We start from the raw sequence: 15,870 nt of genomic DNA on the forward strand, positions 1-15,870 counted from the left end.
CTTTACTCCTTCACAGCATTAGTTAGGTAACCATAGTTTTCTTTTACCATGTCTTCTAACGGAATAAACTTAACTGCGGCACTATTAATGCAATAGCGCAAACCGCCTTTGTCTTTTGGACCGTCATCAAAAACATGTCCTAAATGAGCTTTACCACTGCGGCTTATTACCTCCGTTCTGAGCATGTTAAAACTGTGATCGTCTTGATAGGTAACGACCTCTTTTGTAATCGGTTTGGTGAAACTTGGCCAGCCGCAACCGGATTCAAATTTATCTTTGGAAGAGAAAAGTGGTTCACCGGTGGTGACATCCACATAAATACCCGGTTTAAAGTTATCCCAGTATTCGTTGCTGAAAGAATGCTCGGTATTTTTGTTTTGCGTGACGCTATATTGCAGCGGAGTCAATTTAGCTTTCAGTTCCGCATCGCTCGGTTTCGGATAATCTTTCTCGTCAATAATAACATTATTGGCTTGCTCCAAATCAATATGGCAATAGCCGTTTGGGTTTTTCTTCAAATAATCCTGATGGTATTCTTCTGCCACGATATAGTTATGTAGCGGCTCCACTTCAATCTGAATTTTATTTTTATACTTTCCTTGCAAAGCAGTAATTTCTTTTTCGATTATAGATTTATCAGCAGTATCTTGATAATAAATACCGGTACGATATTGTCTACCGCGATCATTGCCTTGTTTGTTCACGCTGGTCGGATCAATAACTTGGAAATAGTATTTCAACAATTTATCCAAGGAAACTTTATTGCGGTCATAAGTTACTTTGACCGTTTCTGCATGATCGGTAATGCCGATCTTTTGGTAATTGGTTTTATCACTTTTACCATTAGCGTATCCTGAAATCGCATCTTCCACGCCGTAAATGCGCTCCATATAAGCTTCTATGCCCCAGAAGCAGCCACCAGCCAAATAAATTTCGTGAAGATCTTTTTTAGCTTCGGACATATTGCTTTTCTCCATAGTTTGTTGAACGTTATTTTCTGCCATAACGGTTGTCGGGATTGCTGCACAAGATAAAATTGCGGCTAGCGCCACAACTAATTTTGATTTTTTCATAATAACTCCTTCATAATTTAGCATAATGAAAATGGTACCTTTTCATATACGTTAGACGGAGTAGGGCGCAAATGCTTACAGATTATTTTTATTATTTTTCGGTTAGCCGAAAAATTACTATTGGAAATAATAGGTTATGCTAAAAAGAAATTTTATCAAGTAGCGGTTCTGGGCTATACTATGTTCCTTTTTGATTTATCGCAGGAGTAGGAACATATGAAAAAAATAGAACAACTGTTTGCCAATAATTACAGCTGGGCAACCCGTATGAAAGAGGAAAATTCCACCTATTTTCAGGAATTGGCGGAGCACCAGCAGCCCCATTATTTGTGGATCGGTTGTTCGGACAGTCGTGTACCTGCGGAGAAATTAACCAACCTGGAACCGGGAGAATTATTTGTGCATCGTAATGTTGCAAATCAGGTGATTCACACTGATTTAAACTGCCTTTCCGTAGTGCAATATGCGGTGGATGTGTTGAATATTGAGCATATTATTATTTGCGGACATACCAATTGCGGCGGTATTCATGCAGCAATGAACGATCAGGATTTAGGGTTGATCAATAACTGGTTGTTACATATTCGCGATATTTGGTTTAAGCACAGTCATTTGCTTGGTAATCTTTCTTCGGAGCGCCGTGCCGATATGCTGACAAAATTAAACGTTGCGGAACAGGTATATAACCTGGGGCGTTCGTCTATTGTGAAAAATGCCTGGAAGAACGGGAAAAAATTGTCGTTGCACGGTTGGGTATATGACGTAAAAGACGGCTTTTTAATTGACCAAGGCGTGATGGCGACCAGTCGTGAGAGCCTGGAAATTTCTTATCGCAATGCCATTTCCCGTTTGTTGAAATTAAATGAAGAGGAAATGTTGAAAAAGGCGCATGAGCTGGAGGCAGAATAATTTCTGTTTAACGTAGGGACAGGGGTCTGTGCCCGTCCGAATATCTCATACAGAAAAAAGGCGGGTATAAAGCCCGCCCTTGCGATAAAAAACATCTTTAAAAACAACCGCACTTTTTGTGGGTTAGTTTAGGATTAGTTTAAGTAATTGAACACTTTAATGACTTTCGTTACCCCTGCTATGTTACGCGCGATTTCTGCGGCGGCGTTGGCTTGGTCTTGGGTCACGTTGCCCATCAGGAATACTTCGTTGTTTTCGGTGATGACTTTGATGTCGCTGGTTTTCACTTTGGAATCAATCAACATTCTGGATTTGATTTGGCTGGTGATCCAACCGTCTTTGCTGATTTGGGTGAAATTCACTTTCGGTCCGACGCGTACTTCGTTGTACACATCATTGACGTTTGGTACGCCTTTCGCCAAATTGGTGGCGACTTCGCGCAAACTTTCGTTTGGAACCTGGCCGGTCAATAACACACGGCCGCTGTAAGAGGTGACGCTGATACGCGCTTCGGATTTAAGTTGTTGGTCTTTTCTGATTGCCGAATCCACGCGGGTTTCCAGGGTTTCGTCATCAATTTGCGTACCAACGGTTCTCGGGTCGGTTGCCACTTTGGTTGCGCCGGCAACTGCGGCGCCTCCGATGGCAGCGGCAACGCAACCTTGTAATAACATTGCGCTACCGAAAATTAATACCAGTTTTTTTAGTGGACTTGTTAACATGGTCATCTCCTTTATGTGTAACAACCGGGCGCTAGTGTGGCTTGAAACGTCCGATTTTGTCAAGTTATGAATGTGAAAATAATTGAAAATCAATGAGTTCACACATGCTGTTAATTATGAACAAATGGTTCTCCAGTATGCGACTTTCCTTACTGCTCGGCACTGCAATTTGTAAATCTTTGTCTGTCAAAATTCCCTGAATATGATCGTTACTGTTACCCGTTAAGACAATCACATTGATCTCTTTGTTCACGGCATGTGTAACCGTATTGAGCACATTGTTTTCATTTCCTAAAGGCGCGAACGCCACCAAAATATCGCCTGACCGTGCGATGGCGTTGAATTGGTGTTGGTACAGTTTTTCCGGCGTATTGTCGGAAACAAAAGTCGAACCGACCGCACTATCCAGGCTCAATAACACGGAAGGAAAACTCGGGCGTTTTAGCTCATAACGGTTAAGCAAATTTGCCACTAAACATTGTGCATTAATGTAAGAACGACCGTCGCCGCAGACAATGACTTTATTGCCGCGCAACAGGCAGGCAATCAGGTGCTGTGTCGCATCGATGATTTGCGCACTGAGCAGACTTTTGGAATAAATATGAGTTTTGATATTTTCCTCATATAAATCATTGAGTTTGTTTTGCATATTGAAGAATATTAATCAAGAAAGTTGGGGATCCATTGAATGTCTTGCTCGGTTTTACCAAACGCGACCAAATCGAAACGGCAATCGGTGTCTTCTAAACTTTGTTCCCGCTGTGCCAGCCAAAGTGCCGCCGCATTCAGCCAGCGTTGTTGTTTTTGCCAATCTACGCTTTCCACGGCGGAACCGAAATGATCGTTTTTACGTTGGCGCACTTCCACAAATACGATGGTATTTTGTTCCAACATAATCAAATCCAGTTCACCGCACTTGAAATTTTGGTTGGCGGCAAGAAATTTCATGCCTTTAGATTCTAAAAAGAGGCGAGCTTTGTGTTCAAATCTCGCCCCTTGTTGACGTTTTAGTGAGAACATCGGTTCCGCTTAATTCAATACCTGAATACCGCCGTTTTGGTATTGGAACCAGGTCATATCACGTTCGATATTACAATTCGGGCCGGCGCTTAATTTACCGGTTAAACCGTCAATGTTGTAGCCCGGTACTTGGCGAAGTTCATTGAAATGGTTGATTAATAACCAGGAATCGGCACCCATCGCATATAAACGCATTAAGGAATAATCATTATTGGTTTCGGTCGCCACTTTTTGATATCGCGCGGAATCCGTATCTTTAAAGAACGGAATATCGCTGAATTGCAATCCGTTCATCAATAAACGATATTCAGGTCCATTGTTGGAGGAGTTGCTGCGTGAGCTGGCGTACAATTTAATGTTGTTGCCGCTGTTATCAATGACGCTTTTCAAGTCGGATAATTCTTCACTTTTCGCAACGATATACAGCCCTTGTACGCTTTGTCCTTGTAATGCAACGCCGACATCACCGGCTTGGTTGTAATATTTGATATTCGCATCGGTGCCGGATAATTGTTGCCAACGCACATTGAATGCGGTTGCGGTACGCTGTCCTAAATCATTTTGCGGCACGGCGACCATCGGTTCGCGAATGCCGTCACGCCACATTTTGTTGGCGGCGGATTCCGCTTCGTCTTCAGGCGATAAACCGTAGTAACACACCTGACCGATGGCGCGGGCATTCGGGGTGGAATTCAGGGCAAGCACGTCTAAGCCTTGAATGGCGGACGGATTGTTAAAAATAACATCCACATTTTGTTTCAATAACGGACCGATAAGGGCGCGCACACCGGCTTGTCTGGCTTGTTCGATGATTTCGTTCATCGGGGTGGCTACGGTGTCATACACTTGCACCTGAATAGTGGTATCTTCGCCTTTTGCCGCATCAAAACCGGATTTAATGGTGTTACCCAAAACCTGACCGTTACCGCTTAACGGTAAAAGCAAACCGATTTGTGAAAGGGCGGTTTGTTGGAAGTTAAATAAACCCTGTAACTCGGTTGGGAATAAATAGGCGGCGGAGTGGCTCGGATAGGATGACTTCCAGCTTTGTAATGCCTGACTTAATTGAGTCGCTTGATTTAAGTTGTCGTTATAGGCGCGGGCTAATGCCAACCAACCGGCTAAAGCCAAATTGCCTTCATCGGACGTATTATGGATTAAACCACGATTAGTACGACGTAATAATGCCCAAGTGCGGTCATTATTTTCTTGTTTTCTTTGCACATCGCTCAACACCTGATCCATTTCAATGCGCGCTTTCAGCGCATCAATAATGGCATTTTGGTTTTCTGCAACACGGGCTTTCACCGCGTAATAACGCCCGACTTGAGAAGCACTTAATTGGGTTAAATCAATGTCTCTGAGTAAGTTTTCCGCCTCGTTATTTTGACCTTTCACTGCTGCAATATCGGCATCAATCAAGGTTTTATCTAATAACTGTTCCGGATTTAACTCGGTCAATTCATTTAATAAAGATTGCGCTTGCGCCACTTTATTTTCGGTAACTAAAACGCGCGCGGCTAAAAGTTTATAGGTTTGCTGATCTTCAATATCTTGTGTTTGTCCGATTTTGTTCATGTAAAATTCGGAGCTGGCATTCGCATCTTTTTTTAGCTCGCCGGTGAAGCTGCTGCCGAAGAAATTCGTCGTACAACCGGCTAAAAAGAGCGTAAATAAAAAGGGCATTAATCGATTTTTTAAATTAATGCGTTGTAATAGAATAGGCATAATTACTCCATTGGTTTAAACAATCGGAGCGATCTTACTTATCTCACCAACTAAAAGCAAATAAAAGAAGCACGAAATGAGCAATTCAAAAGGAATTTTATACATCGTCGCCACCCCCATCGGCAATTTGCAGGACATCACCCAACGGGCGTTAGACGCCTTCCAAAAAGTGGATTTAATCGCGGCGGAAGACACCCGTCACAGCGGGTTGTTATTAAGCCATCACGGGATTAAAAAGCCGTTTTTTGCATTGCATGATCATAACGAACAACAAAAAGCGGGCGCGTTGGTGGAGAAATTATCACAAGGCATCAACATTGCGTTAATTTCCGACGCAGGTACGCCGCTTATCAGCGATCCGGGCTTTCATTTGGTGCGTCAATGTCGTCAGTCCGGCATTCGGGTTGTGCCGCTGCCCGGTGCTTGCGCGGCAATTACCGCGTTATGCGCGTCCGGCATCGCGTCCGATCGTTTCTGTTTTGAAGGCTTCCTACCGGCGAAAAGCAAAGCCCGTTTGGACAAACTGAAAAACGTCGCCGAAGAAGACCGCACTTTAATCTTCTACGAATCCACCCATCGCATTTTAGACAGCCTTGCGGATATGCAAACGGTGTTCGGTGGCGAACGTTATGTGGTTTTAGCCCGTGAAATCACCAAAACCTGGGAGACCATTCATGGTGATCAGTTGGCGGATTTGCTGGCTTGGCTGCAAGAAGATCCTAATCGCACCAAAGGCGAAATGGTGGTAATCGTCGAAGGCAAAAAGAAAGAAGAAAACGCCGAAGAAATCTCGCCGCAAGCCATAAAAGCCCTTGAGCTCATCAGCCGCGAATTGCCGTTAAAAAAAGCTGCTGCTATTGTGGCGGAGCTTTACGGTTATAAGAAAAATCAGTTGTATCAATTCGGATTGGCATTTTTGAGTTAAAAGTGCGGTGGTTTTCTTCAGTGTTTCTTATTCTCCAAAGGTGTGTTTAGTCAATACATTGGCATGCTATTCTCCCCCAAATTTTTCATTAAACTGGAAACTAAATCCACTATCTGAATTATGAATAGTGTTAAGCGTGATCATGATCACAATATTTGAAAATTGTCCGCGCCTTTGTTTCCTTTGGTTTCGTTTGCTATGCTAAAATGAGCATAAACGAACATTTGGGTTTAAAAATAAACAAATTTACATCAAATTCGAGGTGGAAAATGCAAAGAAATACTGAACTTGAAAAAGTGAAGAGTGCGGATAAGTGGGATTTTATCGTCATCGGTGGCGGCGCCAGCGGTTTAGGGATTGCTTTAGACGCGGCATCCCGCGGCTATAAAACCTTGCTGTTGGAAGGTTATGACTTTGCAAAAGGGACTTCAAGCCGTAGTACCAAATTAGTTCACGGCGGCGTACGTTATTTGGCGGCAGGCGATGTGGCGTTAGTAAGAGAAGCTTTGCGCGAACGCGGTCGTTTAGCAAAAAACGCGTCCCACCTGTTCAAAAATCAGAATTTTATTATTCCTAACTACAATCTTATCGACAGCGTGAAATATCGTGTCGGCTTGGGGTTGTATGATTATTTATCCGGCGATTTAAGTTTGGGCAAAACCATTGCTATTAATAAAGACACCACGATGCAGCGTTTACCAACCTTAAACGGAACCGATTTAAAAAGCGGCGTGGTGTATAAAGATGGTCAGTTTGATGATTCCCGCCTAGCGGTAAATATCGCGCAAACCGTGGTTGAACAAGGCGGTACCGTACTTAACTATGCGAAAGTGACCGAGTTGTTAAAAGACGAGCAAGGTAAAATCAACGGCGTTAAATTTACCGATGAATTAAACGGCGAACAATATAACGTGCATGGTACGGCAGTGATTAATGCCACCGGTGTATTCATGAATGAGGTTTTATCCATGGATCACGGTACCGATAAAAAATTCGTGGTGCCAAGCCAAGGGGTGCATTTGGTATTGGATAAATCCTTCTTACCGAGCGATGACGCGTTAATGATCCCGAAAACCTCCGACGGTCGTGTTTTATTCGCCGTGCCATGGCATGAACGACTGGTAGTCGGGACAACGGATACGCTGGTGAAAGAACCGTCTTACGAACCAATTGCATTGGAGCAGGAAATTCAATTTATTTTGGATACGGCAGGTCAGTACTTAACCAAGAAGCCTACTCGCGATGATGTATTGAGTATTTTTGCCGGTTTACGTCCGTTAGCGGCGCCGGAAAAAGCCGGTCAAAGCACCAAAGAAGTGTCCCGTAGCCATAAAGTGGTGGTGAGCGATAGCGGTTTGGTGACCATTACCGGCGGCAAATGGACGACTTATCGTCAAATGTCGGAAGATACGGTGGATGAAGCCGTGAAAGTGCATCCGCAATTGGCGAAAAAAGCCTGTGTCACCACGAATTTGGCGATTCACGGTAAAATTCCTGCGGAACAGGTGGATTTGAAAAATCACTTATATATTTACGGTGCCGACATCCCGGCAATTAAAGCCTTAGAAGCGGAAAATCCGGAAATGGCGGAAAAAATTCACCCGCGTCACCCGAATACTGTTGCAGAAGTGGTTTGGGCGGCTCGTCAGGAAATGGCGCAATCTGTGGAAGATGTCCTTGCCCGCCGCGTGCGTTTGTTGTTCCTTGATGCCCGTGCGGCGATGGACAGTGCAGCAAAAGTGGCAAATATTCTGGCGAAAGAATTAGGCAAAGATGCGCAATGGGAAAAAGAGCAAACAGAAAAATTCTTAAACATTGCGAAACATTATTTGCTTGTGGATCACACGCCGCAAGTCTAGTCAAGAATATAAGAATACTCAATGAACTCTTAAAGGCAATTCTATATTGCCCTTTTTTGTATTTACATAATGGTAGCGAGGTATTTTACTTTTTTTACAAATCAACCCTAAGCAAAAATAATAAATTGGTGTTAAAATATTGTTAATTAAATTTTGCAATTTTTTTATTTAGTTTAGAGGTAGTTATGAAAAACATCGTTATTGTCGGTGGTGGTGCCGGTGGGTTAGAACTTGCCACCCACTTAGGCAACAAACTTGGATGTCAAAAACGCGCTAATGTCACTTTAATTGACCGTAACCAAACCCATTTATGGAAGCCGTTATTGCATGAATTGGCAACAGGCGCATTAGATGACGGCGTAGAGGCTTTGAGTTATCGTGCCCATGCCTGCAATCATCATTTCAATTTTGAGCAAGGTTCCATGGTTGGCTTAAATCGTCAGCACAAATATGTAGAACTTGCCCCGGTTTACGGTGAAGACGGCGATATGATTGTGGTTTCCCGTCGTATTCCTTATGATTATTTAGTCATTGCCATCGGCAGTAAATCCAACGATTTCAATACCAAAGGCGTGGCAGAAAACTGTATCTTCTTAGATAACCCGTCACAAGCCATGCGCTTCCAACACAAAATGTTGGAGCTGTTCCTTAAATTCCGTGAAAATCAAGCCCTGGATGATATTGGTGAGGAAGAGAGTAAACAACAATTGGTGGAAGACGGGCGTATTAATATCGCCATTGTTGGCGCGGGCGCAACGGGCGTGGAACTTTCTGCCGAACTTTATAATGCGGCAGAGCATTTGTCTTCTTATGGATACGGTCAAATTGACAGCAGCCGCTTAAAAGTCACCTTAGTAGAAGCCGGTCCGCGTATTCTGCCAGCCTTGCCGGAGCGTATTTCTAATGACGCCACGGAAGAATTACGTAAACTCGGCGTAGATGTAAAAACTAATACGATGATTGTTGAAGCGAATAAAAAACAATTGGTGACAAAAGATGGTCAGTTAATTGCTGCAGATTTAATCGTGTGGTCGGCGGGCATTCGCACGTCAACCATTACAAAAAATTTCGATGGTTTGGAAATTAACCGCATTAATCAACTTGTTGTGAAGAAGACGTTACAAACTACAAACGACAGTACGATTTTTGCTATGGGGGACTGTTGTTTCTTGATGCAAGATGATGGAAAACCGGTTCCGCCTAAGGCGCAGGCAGCCCATCAAATGGCAAGTTTATGTGCGAAAAATATGGTTGCTTTATTTGATAATAAACCGTTAAAAGACTTTGAATATAATGATAAGGGATCGTTGGTTTCCTTATCGGAATTCACCGCTTTTGGTGCCTTAAGCGGTAAAATCACGGGCGGTTCTTCGATGACCATTGAAGGGAAAATCGCGCAATGGGTATATGTTTCACTTTATCGTATGCATCAGGCGGCGTTACACGGCTGCTTTAAAACCGGTTTGATTATTGTGGTAGGGCATTTGAATCGCTTCCTGCGCCCATCATTAAAATTGCATTAATAAAAAACGTTGTTTTTTATGACCGCACTTTAATTTCACTGTACTTTAGATAAAAAAGCACCTGTAAGGTGCTTTTTTGTTTCTTATAGAATTAAAGTGCGGCCACAATTTTATCTATTTCTGCTTTCGCTTGCGCTTGTGCTTTTTCAACCGCTTCAGGACCAAAACCAATGCCTTCTGCATACACGAATTGCACATCGGTAATGCCCACGAAACCTAAAATCATTTTTAAGTATGCGGTGACAATATCAGAAGATTGATTTTGATGTAACCCGCCGAATGCAGCTAATACCACGGCTTTTTTGTCTGTTAATAATCCTTCAGGGCCTTTCTCTGTATATTGGAATGTTACGCGAGGGCGTGCAATGAAATCAAAATAGCTTTTTAATTGGGTAGGGATATTAAAGTTATACATCGGTGCATTGATGATAATGGTGTTTGCGTTTTTAATTTCGGCGACCAATTCATCAGATAACGCCAATAGTGCATTTTCTTCCGCTGTCGTCGGTTGACCGCGTAGGGCGGTTGTAGCAGTGGCATCAAAGTGAGGAAGTTGATTTACCGCAAGATCGCGCACGACGATATTTTTGCCTGCAAGCTTGCTTTCCAAATAATCAGATAATTGATTGGTTTGTGAATTGCCTGCCAGAATACTGGATTTTAATATAAGAACGTTGTCCATTTTATTTCTTCCTAAATGAATGAGTGAAAAGTGCGGTCATTTTAACGAGTGTTTTTTAAAAATAAAGGTGGTCTTTTGAAAAGCACTGTTAACGATGGGTTAATAATCCGATTTATTTGAGAGATAAAGTAGCTTTAAGGAAAGGCTTCTCCTATAATCTGGTTTCTTATTAATAATATGAAGGAAAAATTATGTGGTCGGAAATTTTTATTGGTTATGGTGTATTTCTTTTGGAAGTTATCACGCTATTACTTGTGATCGCCGCCGTGGTCGCGATGATTATTGCGATCAAACAGAAAAAAGCGCATTTACACGGTGAATTGGTGATTACCGATTTATCCAAAGAATTTGAGGAAAATGGTAAAAAATTAAGCGATTTTCACCTCACCGAAGACGAATTAAAAGCGGCGGAAAAAGCTGAGAAAAAAGCGGAAAAAGCGAAAGCAAAAGCATTAAAAGCGCAACGTAAAAAAGGCGAAAATCCGGAAGAAGAACGTAAGCCAATTCTTTATGTTTTACATTTTAAGGGGGATATTTCTGCTTCGGAGACAGCAGCGCTAAGAGAGGAAATCAGCGCTATTATTCAAGTTGTCAAGCCTACTGATGAAGTTTTGCTATGCTTGGAAAGCCCGGGCGGTGTTGTACATGGCTATGGGCTCGCTGCTTCTCAATTAATGCGTTTGAAACAACGCAATATTAGATTAACCGTTGCCGTGGATAAAGTAGCAGCAAGCGGCGGTTATATGATGGCCTGTGTCGCCGATAAAATTGTATCCGCACCCTTTGCCATTATCGGTTCTATCGGTGTGGTAGCACAGATTCCAAATGTTCATCGCCTATTAAAAAAATATGATGTGGATGTAGACGTGATGACGGCAGGCGAATATAAACGCACTATGACGATTTTTGGTGAAAATACCGAAAAAGGAAAGCAAAAATTCCAACAGGAATTGGAAGAAACCCATCAATTATTCAAGCAATTTGTCGCACAGAATCGACCGCACTTGGATCTGGATAAAGTGGCAACAGGGGAACATTGGTTCGGTCAGCAGGCATTAAATTTAAATTTAGTGGATGACATTATGACCAGCGATGATTTGTTATTACAGGCGATGAAAGAGAAATCGGTTATTGGCGTAAAATATGCGGTGAAGAAATCGTTATTACAAAAAGTCGGTAAACAGGTGGAAGAAAGTGCCGATAATATTGCGTTACGTTGGCTTAAGAAAAATGAAAGAACATTGATATAACGTCCTATATTTTGTCGATTTTATTTACACAGATTGATTGAAAATAGAAAACTCGGATTTACTTTAATCCGTTTTGTAATTACCATACGGAGCTGAAATTGAAGTTGCGCTATTGCTTTTTGAGCCTTCTTTTTATTATATCTATGGTTCCTTTGGATCATTCTACTCACCTAAAAATAAGGTAAAACAGATGAAATTCTCACATTTCTTATTATCTGCAATCGCAGCGGCAACTCTTGCTGCTTGTGGTAACTTAAGTAAAGTATCTAAAGAAGGTACTCTTGCCGAAGGTTCTGAATTAGTATGGCCTCAAATTGAAAAATCTACATTTAATCATAACGGTAGCCAATTTGGTTCCTGGCCGAACTGGGACAATGTTCGTATGATTGAAAAAGGTATGAATAAAGATCAGCTTTATAACTTGATTGGTCGTCCGCACTTCGCTGAAGGTTTATTCAGTGTTCGCGAGTGGGATTATGTGTTTAACTACCGTGAAAACGGCGAGCACAAAGTATGTCAATACAAAATCTTATTCGATTCCGACATGAACGCACAAAACTTCTATTGGTATCCGAACGGTTGTAACGGTAATTCTTCTTACTCTTTAACCGCCGATTTCTTATTTGATTTCGACAAAGATACGTTAACGGCGAAAGGTCGAGAAGTGGTTGATAAAGTGGCGGCACAATTAAAAGAATCCAAAGCGCAGGAAGTAAAAGTTGCCGGTTATACCGATCGTTTAGGTTCCGAAGCGTATAACATGGATCTTTCCCAACGTCGTGCGGATCGTGTTAAAAACCGTTTAATTGAACAAGGTATTGATGTTCAAATTAATGCAGTTGGTTACGGTGAAGCTCACCAAGTTAAAGCCTGTAACAATGTTAAAGCCGGCCAATTAGTCAGCTGTTTACGTCCAAACCGTCGTGTTGAAATTTCATCTTCCGGTATCACACCAAAAGATGAAAGTAAACAAGTTGGCGGCGAAATAGGACCTACACCGTTATATCAAAAATAATGGTTAACTCATCGATATATTGATATAAAGAAAGGGCATTGTGCCCTTTCTTTTTTGTGTGGAGATTAAAGATTTTCATAGCGTTGCAATACATCGTGCACCCGTTTATTGGCAAGTGCCACATAATTGCTGTGGAAGCGGCTGCTGAAGTTGAGTAAATGATAAAGCTGATATACGATTTTTCGATCCTGATAGCCCTCTTCCAGCGGAAAAGTGCGGTCATAATTTTCATAGAATTCACGCGGGAATGGCTCAAATAATTCGGTAAACGCCAAATCGCATTCCCGATCCCCCCAATAACACGCCGGGTCATAGGTGACGGTATGTCCCTCAATATTGGCGCAATTTTCAATCCACAGATTGCCATGCAGCAAAGACGGTTGCGGCTGATGTTTTGCCAGTAGCGCCGCCACGGCTTTGATGATGGTTTCCGTATCACCGAAATGCAGTTGTTTTTCCGCACAAAGCTGTAATTGCCAGCCAATCCGCTGTTCACTGAAAAACTTCGCCCAGTGATTGCTCCATTCGTTCGGTTGGTATTGCGGACCAAGCCAAGTATCAAAAGACAAACCGTAGTTTTCCGAGCCTTGATATTGATGCAAACGGGCGAGCTGTTCACCGAATTCCGCCATATTTTGCAGCGTATTCGGTTGCATATTTAACCCTTCCAATAACAAAAAACTGTGATTTTGTGAACAACCCACACCATACACTTCGGGCACGCGTACGGTGTTGGTTTTGCCTAAAAGGATCAATTGATCCGCTTCGGCGCGGAACATGGAACGGTAGGACTTTTCATTCAATTTCACGAAGATGGGTTGAATGCCGTCATCAATGAGCCAAGATTCATGCATTTCGCCCGTATGAATTTTGGTTTTATTTTTGATGGAATAATACGCCCCGAATTGATCAGCTAAAACTTGAGAAATCGACTTCCACATACTATGTTCCTTCTTTTCGGTTAATCACGCTTGTAGTGTAAAAGATTGAGAAAAAATTACTGTGACTCAAGTCAAAATTTAGACATTTGGTTGCCATTGTAAAATATGTTAAAATTGCGCGCCGCATTTGATTTGTCCGCTTGTAAGGATGATAAAAGTGCGGTGGTTTTTTTAAGTGTTTTTAAATGAAATGAAACAAGTCACCTTGCGTATGGGTGACCACTGTATAAGGATTTATTATGCCGATTATTACTTTACCTGACGGCTCACAACGTCAATTTGATAAACCTGTTACCGTATTGGAAGTTGCTCAAGATATTGGCGCGGGACTTGCAAAAGCGACCATCGCCGGTCGCGTCAACGGCGAACGCAAAGATGCCTGCGACCTGATTACCGAAGACAGCCGTGTTGCAATTATTACCGCCAAAGATGAAGACGGTTTGGAAATTATCCGTCACTCCACCGCACACTTGCTCGGTCATGCCATTAAACAATTATTCCCAAACGTCAAAATGGCGATAGGACCGACCATTGACAACGGTTTCTATTATGACGTGGATTTAGACCGCTCTTTAACCCAAGAAGATTTGGATGCCCTTGAAAAACGGATGTTGGAATTGGCGAAAACCAATTATGACGTCATCAAAACGCCGGTGAGTTGGCAAGAAGCAAGAGATACCTTTGAGAAACGCGGTGAGCCTTACAAAATGGCGATCTTAGATGAAAACATTGAACGCACCGCAACGCCGGCACTTTATCATCACCAAGAATATATCGATATGTGTCGCGGCCCTCATGTGCCGAATATGCGTTTCTGTCATCATTTCAAATTACAGAAAATTGCCGGCGCGTACTGGCGCGGTGACAGCAAAAACAAAATGCTGCAACGGATTTACGGCACTGCATGGGCGGATAAAAAACAACTTGAAGCCTATTTGCAACGCTTAGAAGAAGCGGCAAAACGGGATCATCGTAAAATCGGTAAGGCATTAGATTTATATCACATGCAGGAAGAAGCGCCGGGCATGGTGTTCTGGCACAATGACGGCTGGACAATTTTCCGTGAACTGGAAACTTTCGTGCGCACCAAATTGAAACAATACGATTATCAGGAAGTGAAAGGTCCGTTCATGATGGATCGCGTATTGTGGGAGAAAACCGGTCACTGGCAAAACTACGGTGATTTGATGTTCACCACTTCCTCTGAAAACCGCGAATATGCCATCAAACCGATGAACTGCCCGGGACACGTTCAGATCTTCAATCAAGGTTTAAAATCTTATCGTGATTTACCGCTACGTATGGCGGAATTCGGTTCTTGCCACCGTAATGAACCGTCCGGTTCTTTGCACGGTTTAATGCGCGTACGTGGCTTTACCCAAGACGACGCACATATTTTCTGTATGCCGGATCAAGTGGAAAGCGAAGTAACTTCCTGCATCAAAATGGTGTACAACATTTACAACACTTTCGGCTTCGAAAATATCAAAGTGAAACTTTCCACCCGCCCGGAAAAACGCATCGGCTCCGATGAAATGTGGGATAAAGCGGAAGCGGACTTAGCGAAAGCGTTGGAACATAACGGCTTGTCTTATGAAATTCAGGAAGGCGAAGGCGCATTCTACGGTCCGAAACTGGAATTTGCCTTAACCGACAGCTTAGATCGCGAATGGCAGTGCGGCACGATTCAGTTAGACTTCTTCCTGCCGGAACGTTTAAATGCGTCCTATGTAGGTGAAGATAACGAACGTAAAATCCCGGTTATGATTCACCGCGCGATTTTGGGCTCTATTGAACGTTTCATCGGTATCATCACCGAAGAATACGCCGGTTTCTTCCCGGTATGGTTGGCACCGACCCAAGCCGTCGTGATGAACATTACCGACTCTCAATCGGAATATGTGCAACAAGTCGCGAAACAACTTTCCGATGCCGGTTTACGCGTAAAAACCGACTTGCGTAACGAAAAAGTCGGCTTCAAAATCCGCGAACACACCTTGCGTCGCGTACCTTATATGCTGGTTTGTGGCGACAAAGAAATTGAAGCCGGCAAAGTGGCAGTACGCACCCGTAAAGGTCAAGATCTCGGCACCTTCACCGTGGAAGAATTTTTAGACATTCTGAAAAAACAAGTGAGAAACCGCGAGTTGAAATTATTGGGTGAAGTGTAGTTCTAATTCACATATCAAATGCAAAAGTGCGGTCAATTTTGACCGCACTTTT

At 42.8% G+C, this 15,870-nt stretch carries 14 protein-coding genes; 7 read left to right on the top strand and 7 right to left on the bottom strand.

Translation table 11 applies throughout. From position 1 onward, the window contains the following. Positions 1-2: 2 nt before the first annotated feature. A complete protein-coding gene (gene msrB / locus DK423_RS01055; RefSeq protein ID WP_005556759.1) occupies positions 3-1,073 on the bottom strand; it encodes a peptide-methionine (R)-S-oxide reductase MsrB in 1,071 nt (356 codons plus the stop codon). A 216-nt stretch (positions 1,074-1,289) separates the two neighbouring features. Here msrB and can point away from each other — a divergent pair, with 216 nt between their 5' ends. Further along, a complete protein-coding gene (can, locus tag DK423_RS01060) occupies positions 1,290-1,982 on the top strand; it encodes a carbonate dehydratase (RefSeq protein WP_061886063.1) in 693 nt (230 codons plus the stop codon). A 134-nt stretch (positions 1,983-2,116) separates the two neighbouring features. Here can and dolP read toward each other — a convergent pair whose 3' ends face one another. From dolP to DK423_RS01080, 4 genes are all read right to left on the bottom strand, one after another. Then, positions 2,117-2,704: a division/outer membrane stress-associated lipid-binding lipoprotein gene (dolP, locus tag DK423_RS01065; protein WP_005556764.1), complete on the bottom strand. Its 588-nt coding sequence runs from the start codon at positions 2,702-2,704 to the stop codon at positions 2,117-2,119. Between the two features lie 64 nt (positions 2,705-2,768). Beyond that, the gene (locus tag DK423_RS01070) at positions 2,769-3,353 is read right to left on the bottom strand and encodes a D-sedoheptulose-7-phosphate isomerase (RefSeq protein ID WP_005556766.1); all 585 of its coding nucleotides are present in this window, start codon (positions 3,351-3,353) and stop codon (positions 2,769-2,771) included. A gap of 11 nt (positions 3,354-3,364) precedes the next feature. Next, positions 3,365-3,724: a YraN family protein gene (locus tag DK423_RS01075; protein ID WP_005556768.1), complete on the bottom strand. Its 360-nt coding sequence runs from the start codon at positions 3,722-3,724 to the stop codon at positions 3,365-3,367. Positions 3,725-3,733: 9 nt separating this feature from the next. Next, the gene (locus DK423_RS01080) at positions 3,734-5,452 is read right to left on the bottom strand and encodes a penicillin-binding protein activator (protein WP_109043844.1); all 1,719 of its coding nucleotides are present in this window, start codon (positions 5,450-5,452) and stop codon (positions 3,734-3,736) included. A gap of 76 nt (positions 5,453-5,528) precedes the next feature. On the opposite strand from DK423_RS01080, the gene rsmI reads away from it, so the two are divergent. The 3 genes from rsmI to DK423_RS01095 all read left to right on the top strand — a co-directional run bounded on the left by rsmI (position 5,529) and on the right by DK423_RS01095 (position 9,759). Continuing rightward, on the top strand, positions 5,529-6,377 hold the full coding sequence (gene rsmI, locus DK423_RS01085) for a 16S rRNA (cytidine(1402)-2'-O)-methyltransferase (protein ID WP_005556772.1): 849 nt from the start codon (positions 5,529-5,531) through the stop codon (positions 6,375-6,377). A gap of 269 nt (positions 6,378-6,646) precedes the next feature. Then, positions 6,647-8,236, top strand: coding sequence for a glycerol-3-phosphate dehydrogenase/oxidase (locus tag DK423_RS01090; protein WP_005556774.1), 1,590 nt, complete (start codon positions 6,647-6,649; stop codon positions 8,234-8,236). A 185-nt stretch (positions 8,237-8,421) separates the two neighbouring features. Then, positions 8,422-9,759: an NAD(P)/FAD-dependent oxidoreductase gene (locus DK423_RS01095; protein WP_005556776.1), complete on the top strand. Its 1,338-nt coding sequence runs from the start codon at positions 8,422-8,424 to the stop codon at positions 9,757-9,759. A gap of 91 nt (positions 9,760-9,850) precedes the next feature. Here the strand turns inward: DK423_RS01095 and DK423_RS01100 are convergent, their stop codons facing one another. Beyond that, positions 9,851-10,441, bottom strand: coding sequence for an NAD(P)H-dependent oxidoreductase (locus DK423_RS01100; RefSeq protein WP_005556778.1), 591 nt, complete (start codon positions 10,439-10,441; stop codon positions 9,851-9,853). A 191-nt stretch (positions 10,442-10,632) separates the two neighbouring features. Between DK423_RS01100 and sohB the strand changes: the two genes are divergently transcribed. Together sohB and DK423_RS01110 are read left to right on the top strand one after the other, a co-directional pair. Then, the gene (sohB, locus tag DK423_RS01105) at positions 10,633-11,691 is read left to right on the top strand and encodes a protease SohB (protein ID WP_061886921.1); all 1,059 of its coding nucleotides are present in this window, start codon (positions 10,633-10,635) and stop codon (positions 11,689-11,691) included. Between the two features lie 190 nt (positions 11,692-11,881). Further along, positions 11,882-12,706, top strand: coding sequence for an OmpA family protein (locus tag DK423_RS01110; protein WP_005556782.1), 825 nt, complete (start codon positions 11,882-11,884; stop codon positions 12,704-12,706). A gap of 65 nt (positions 12,707-12,771) precedes the next feature. Here DK423_RS01110 and DK423_RS01115 read toward each other — a convergent pair whose 3' ends face one another. Further along, positions 12,772-13,647: a fructosamine kinase family protein gene (locus tag DK423_RS01115; protein ID WP_005556783.1), complete on the bottom strand. Its 876-nt coding sequence runs from the start codon at positions 13,645-13,647 to the stop codon at positions 12,772-12,774. Between the two features lie 239 nt (positions 13,648-13,886). On the opposite strand from DK423_RS01115, the gene thrS reads away from it, so the two are divergent. Continuing rightward, positions 13,887-15,818: a threonine--tRNA ligase gene (thrS, locus tag DK423_RS01125; RefSeq protein ID WP_005556785.1), complete on the top strand. Its 1,932-nt coding sequence runs from the start codon at positions 13,887-13,889 to the stop codon at positions 15,816-15,818. The last annotated feature ends 52 nt before the right edge of the window (positions 15,819-15,870 follow it).

Origin of the sequence: Aggregatibacter actinomycetemcomitans (assembly GCF_003130205.1) — a bacterium.
Classification (GTDB): domain Bacteria; phylum Pseudomonadota; class Gammaproteobacteria; order Enterobacterales; family Pasteurellaceae; genus Aggregatibacter; species Aggregatibacter actinomycetemcomitans_A.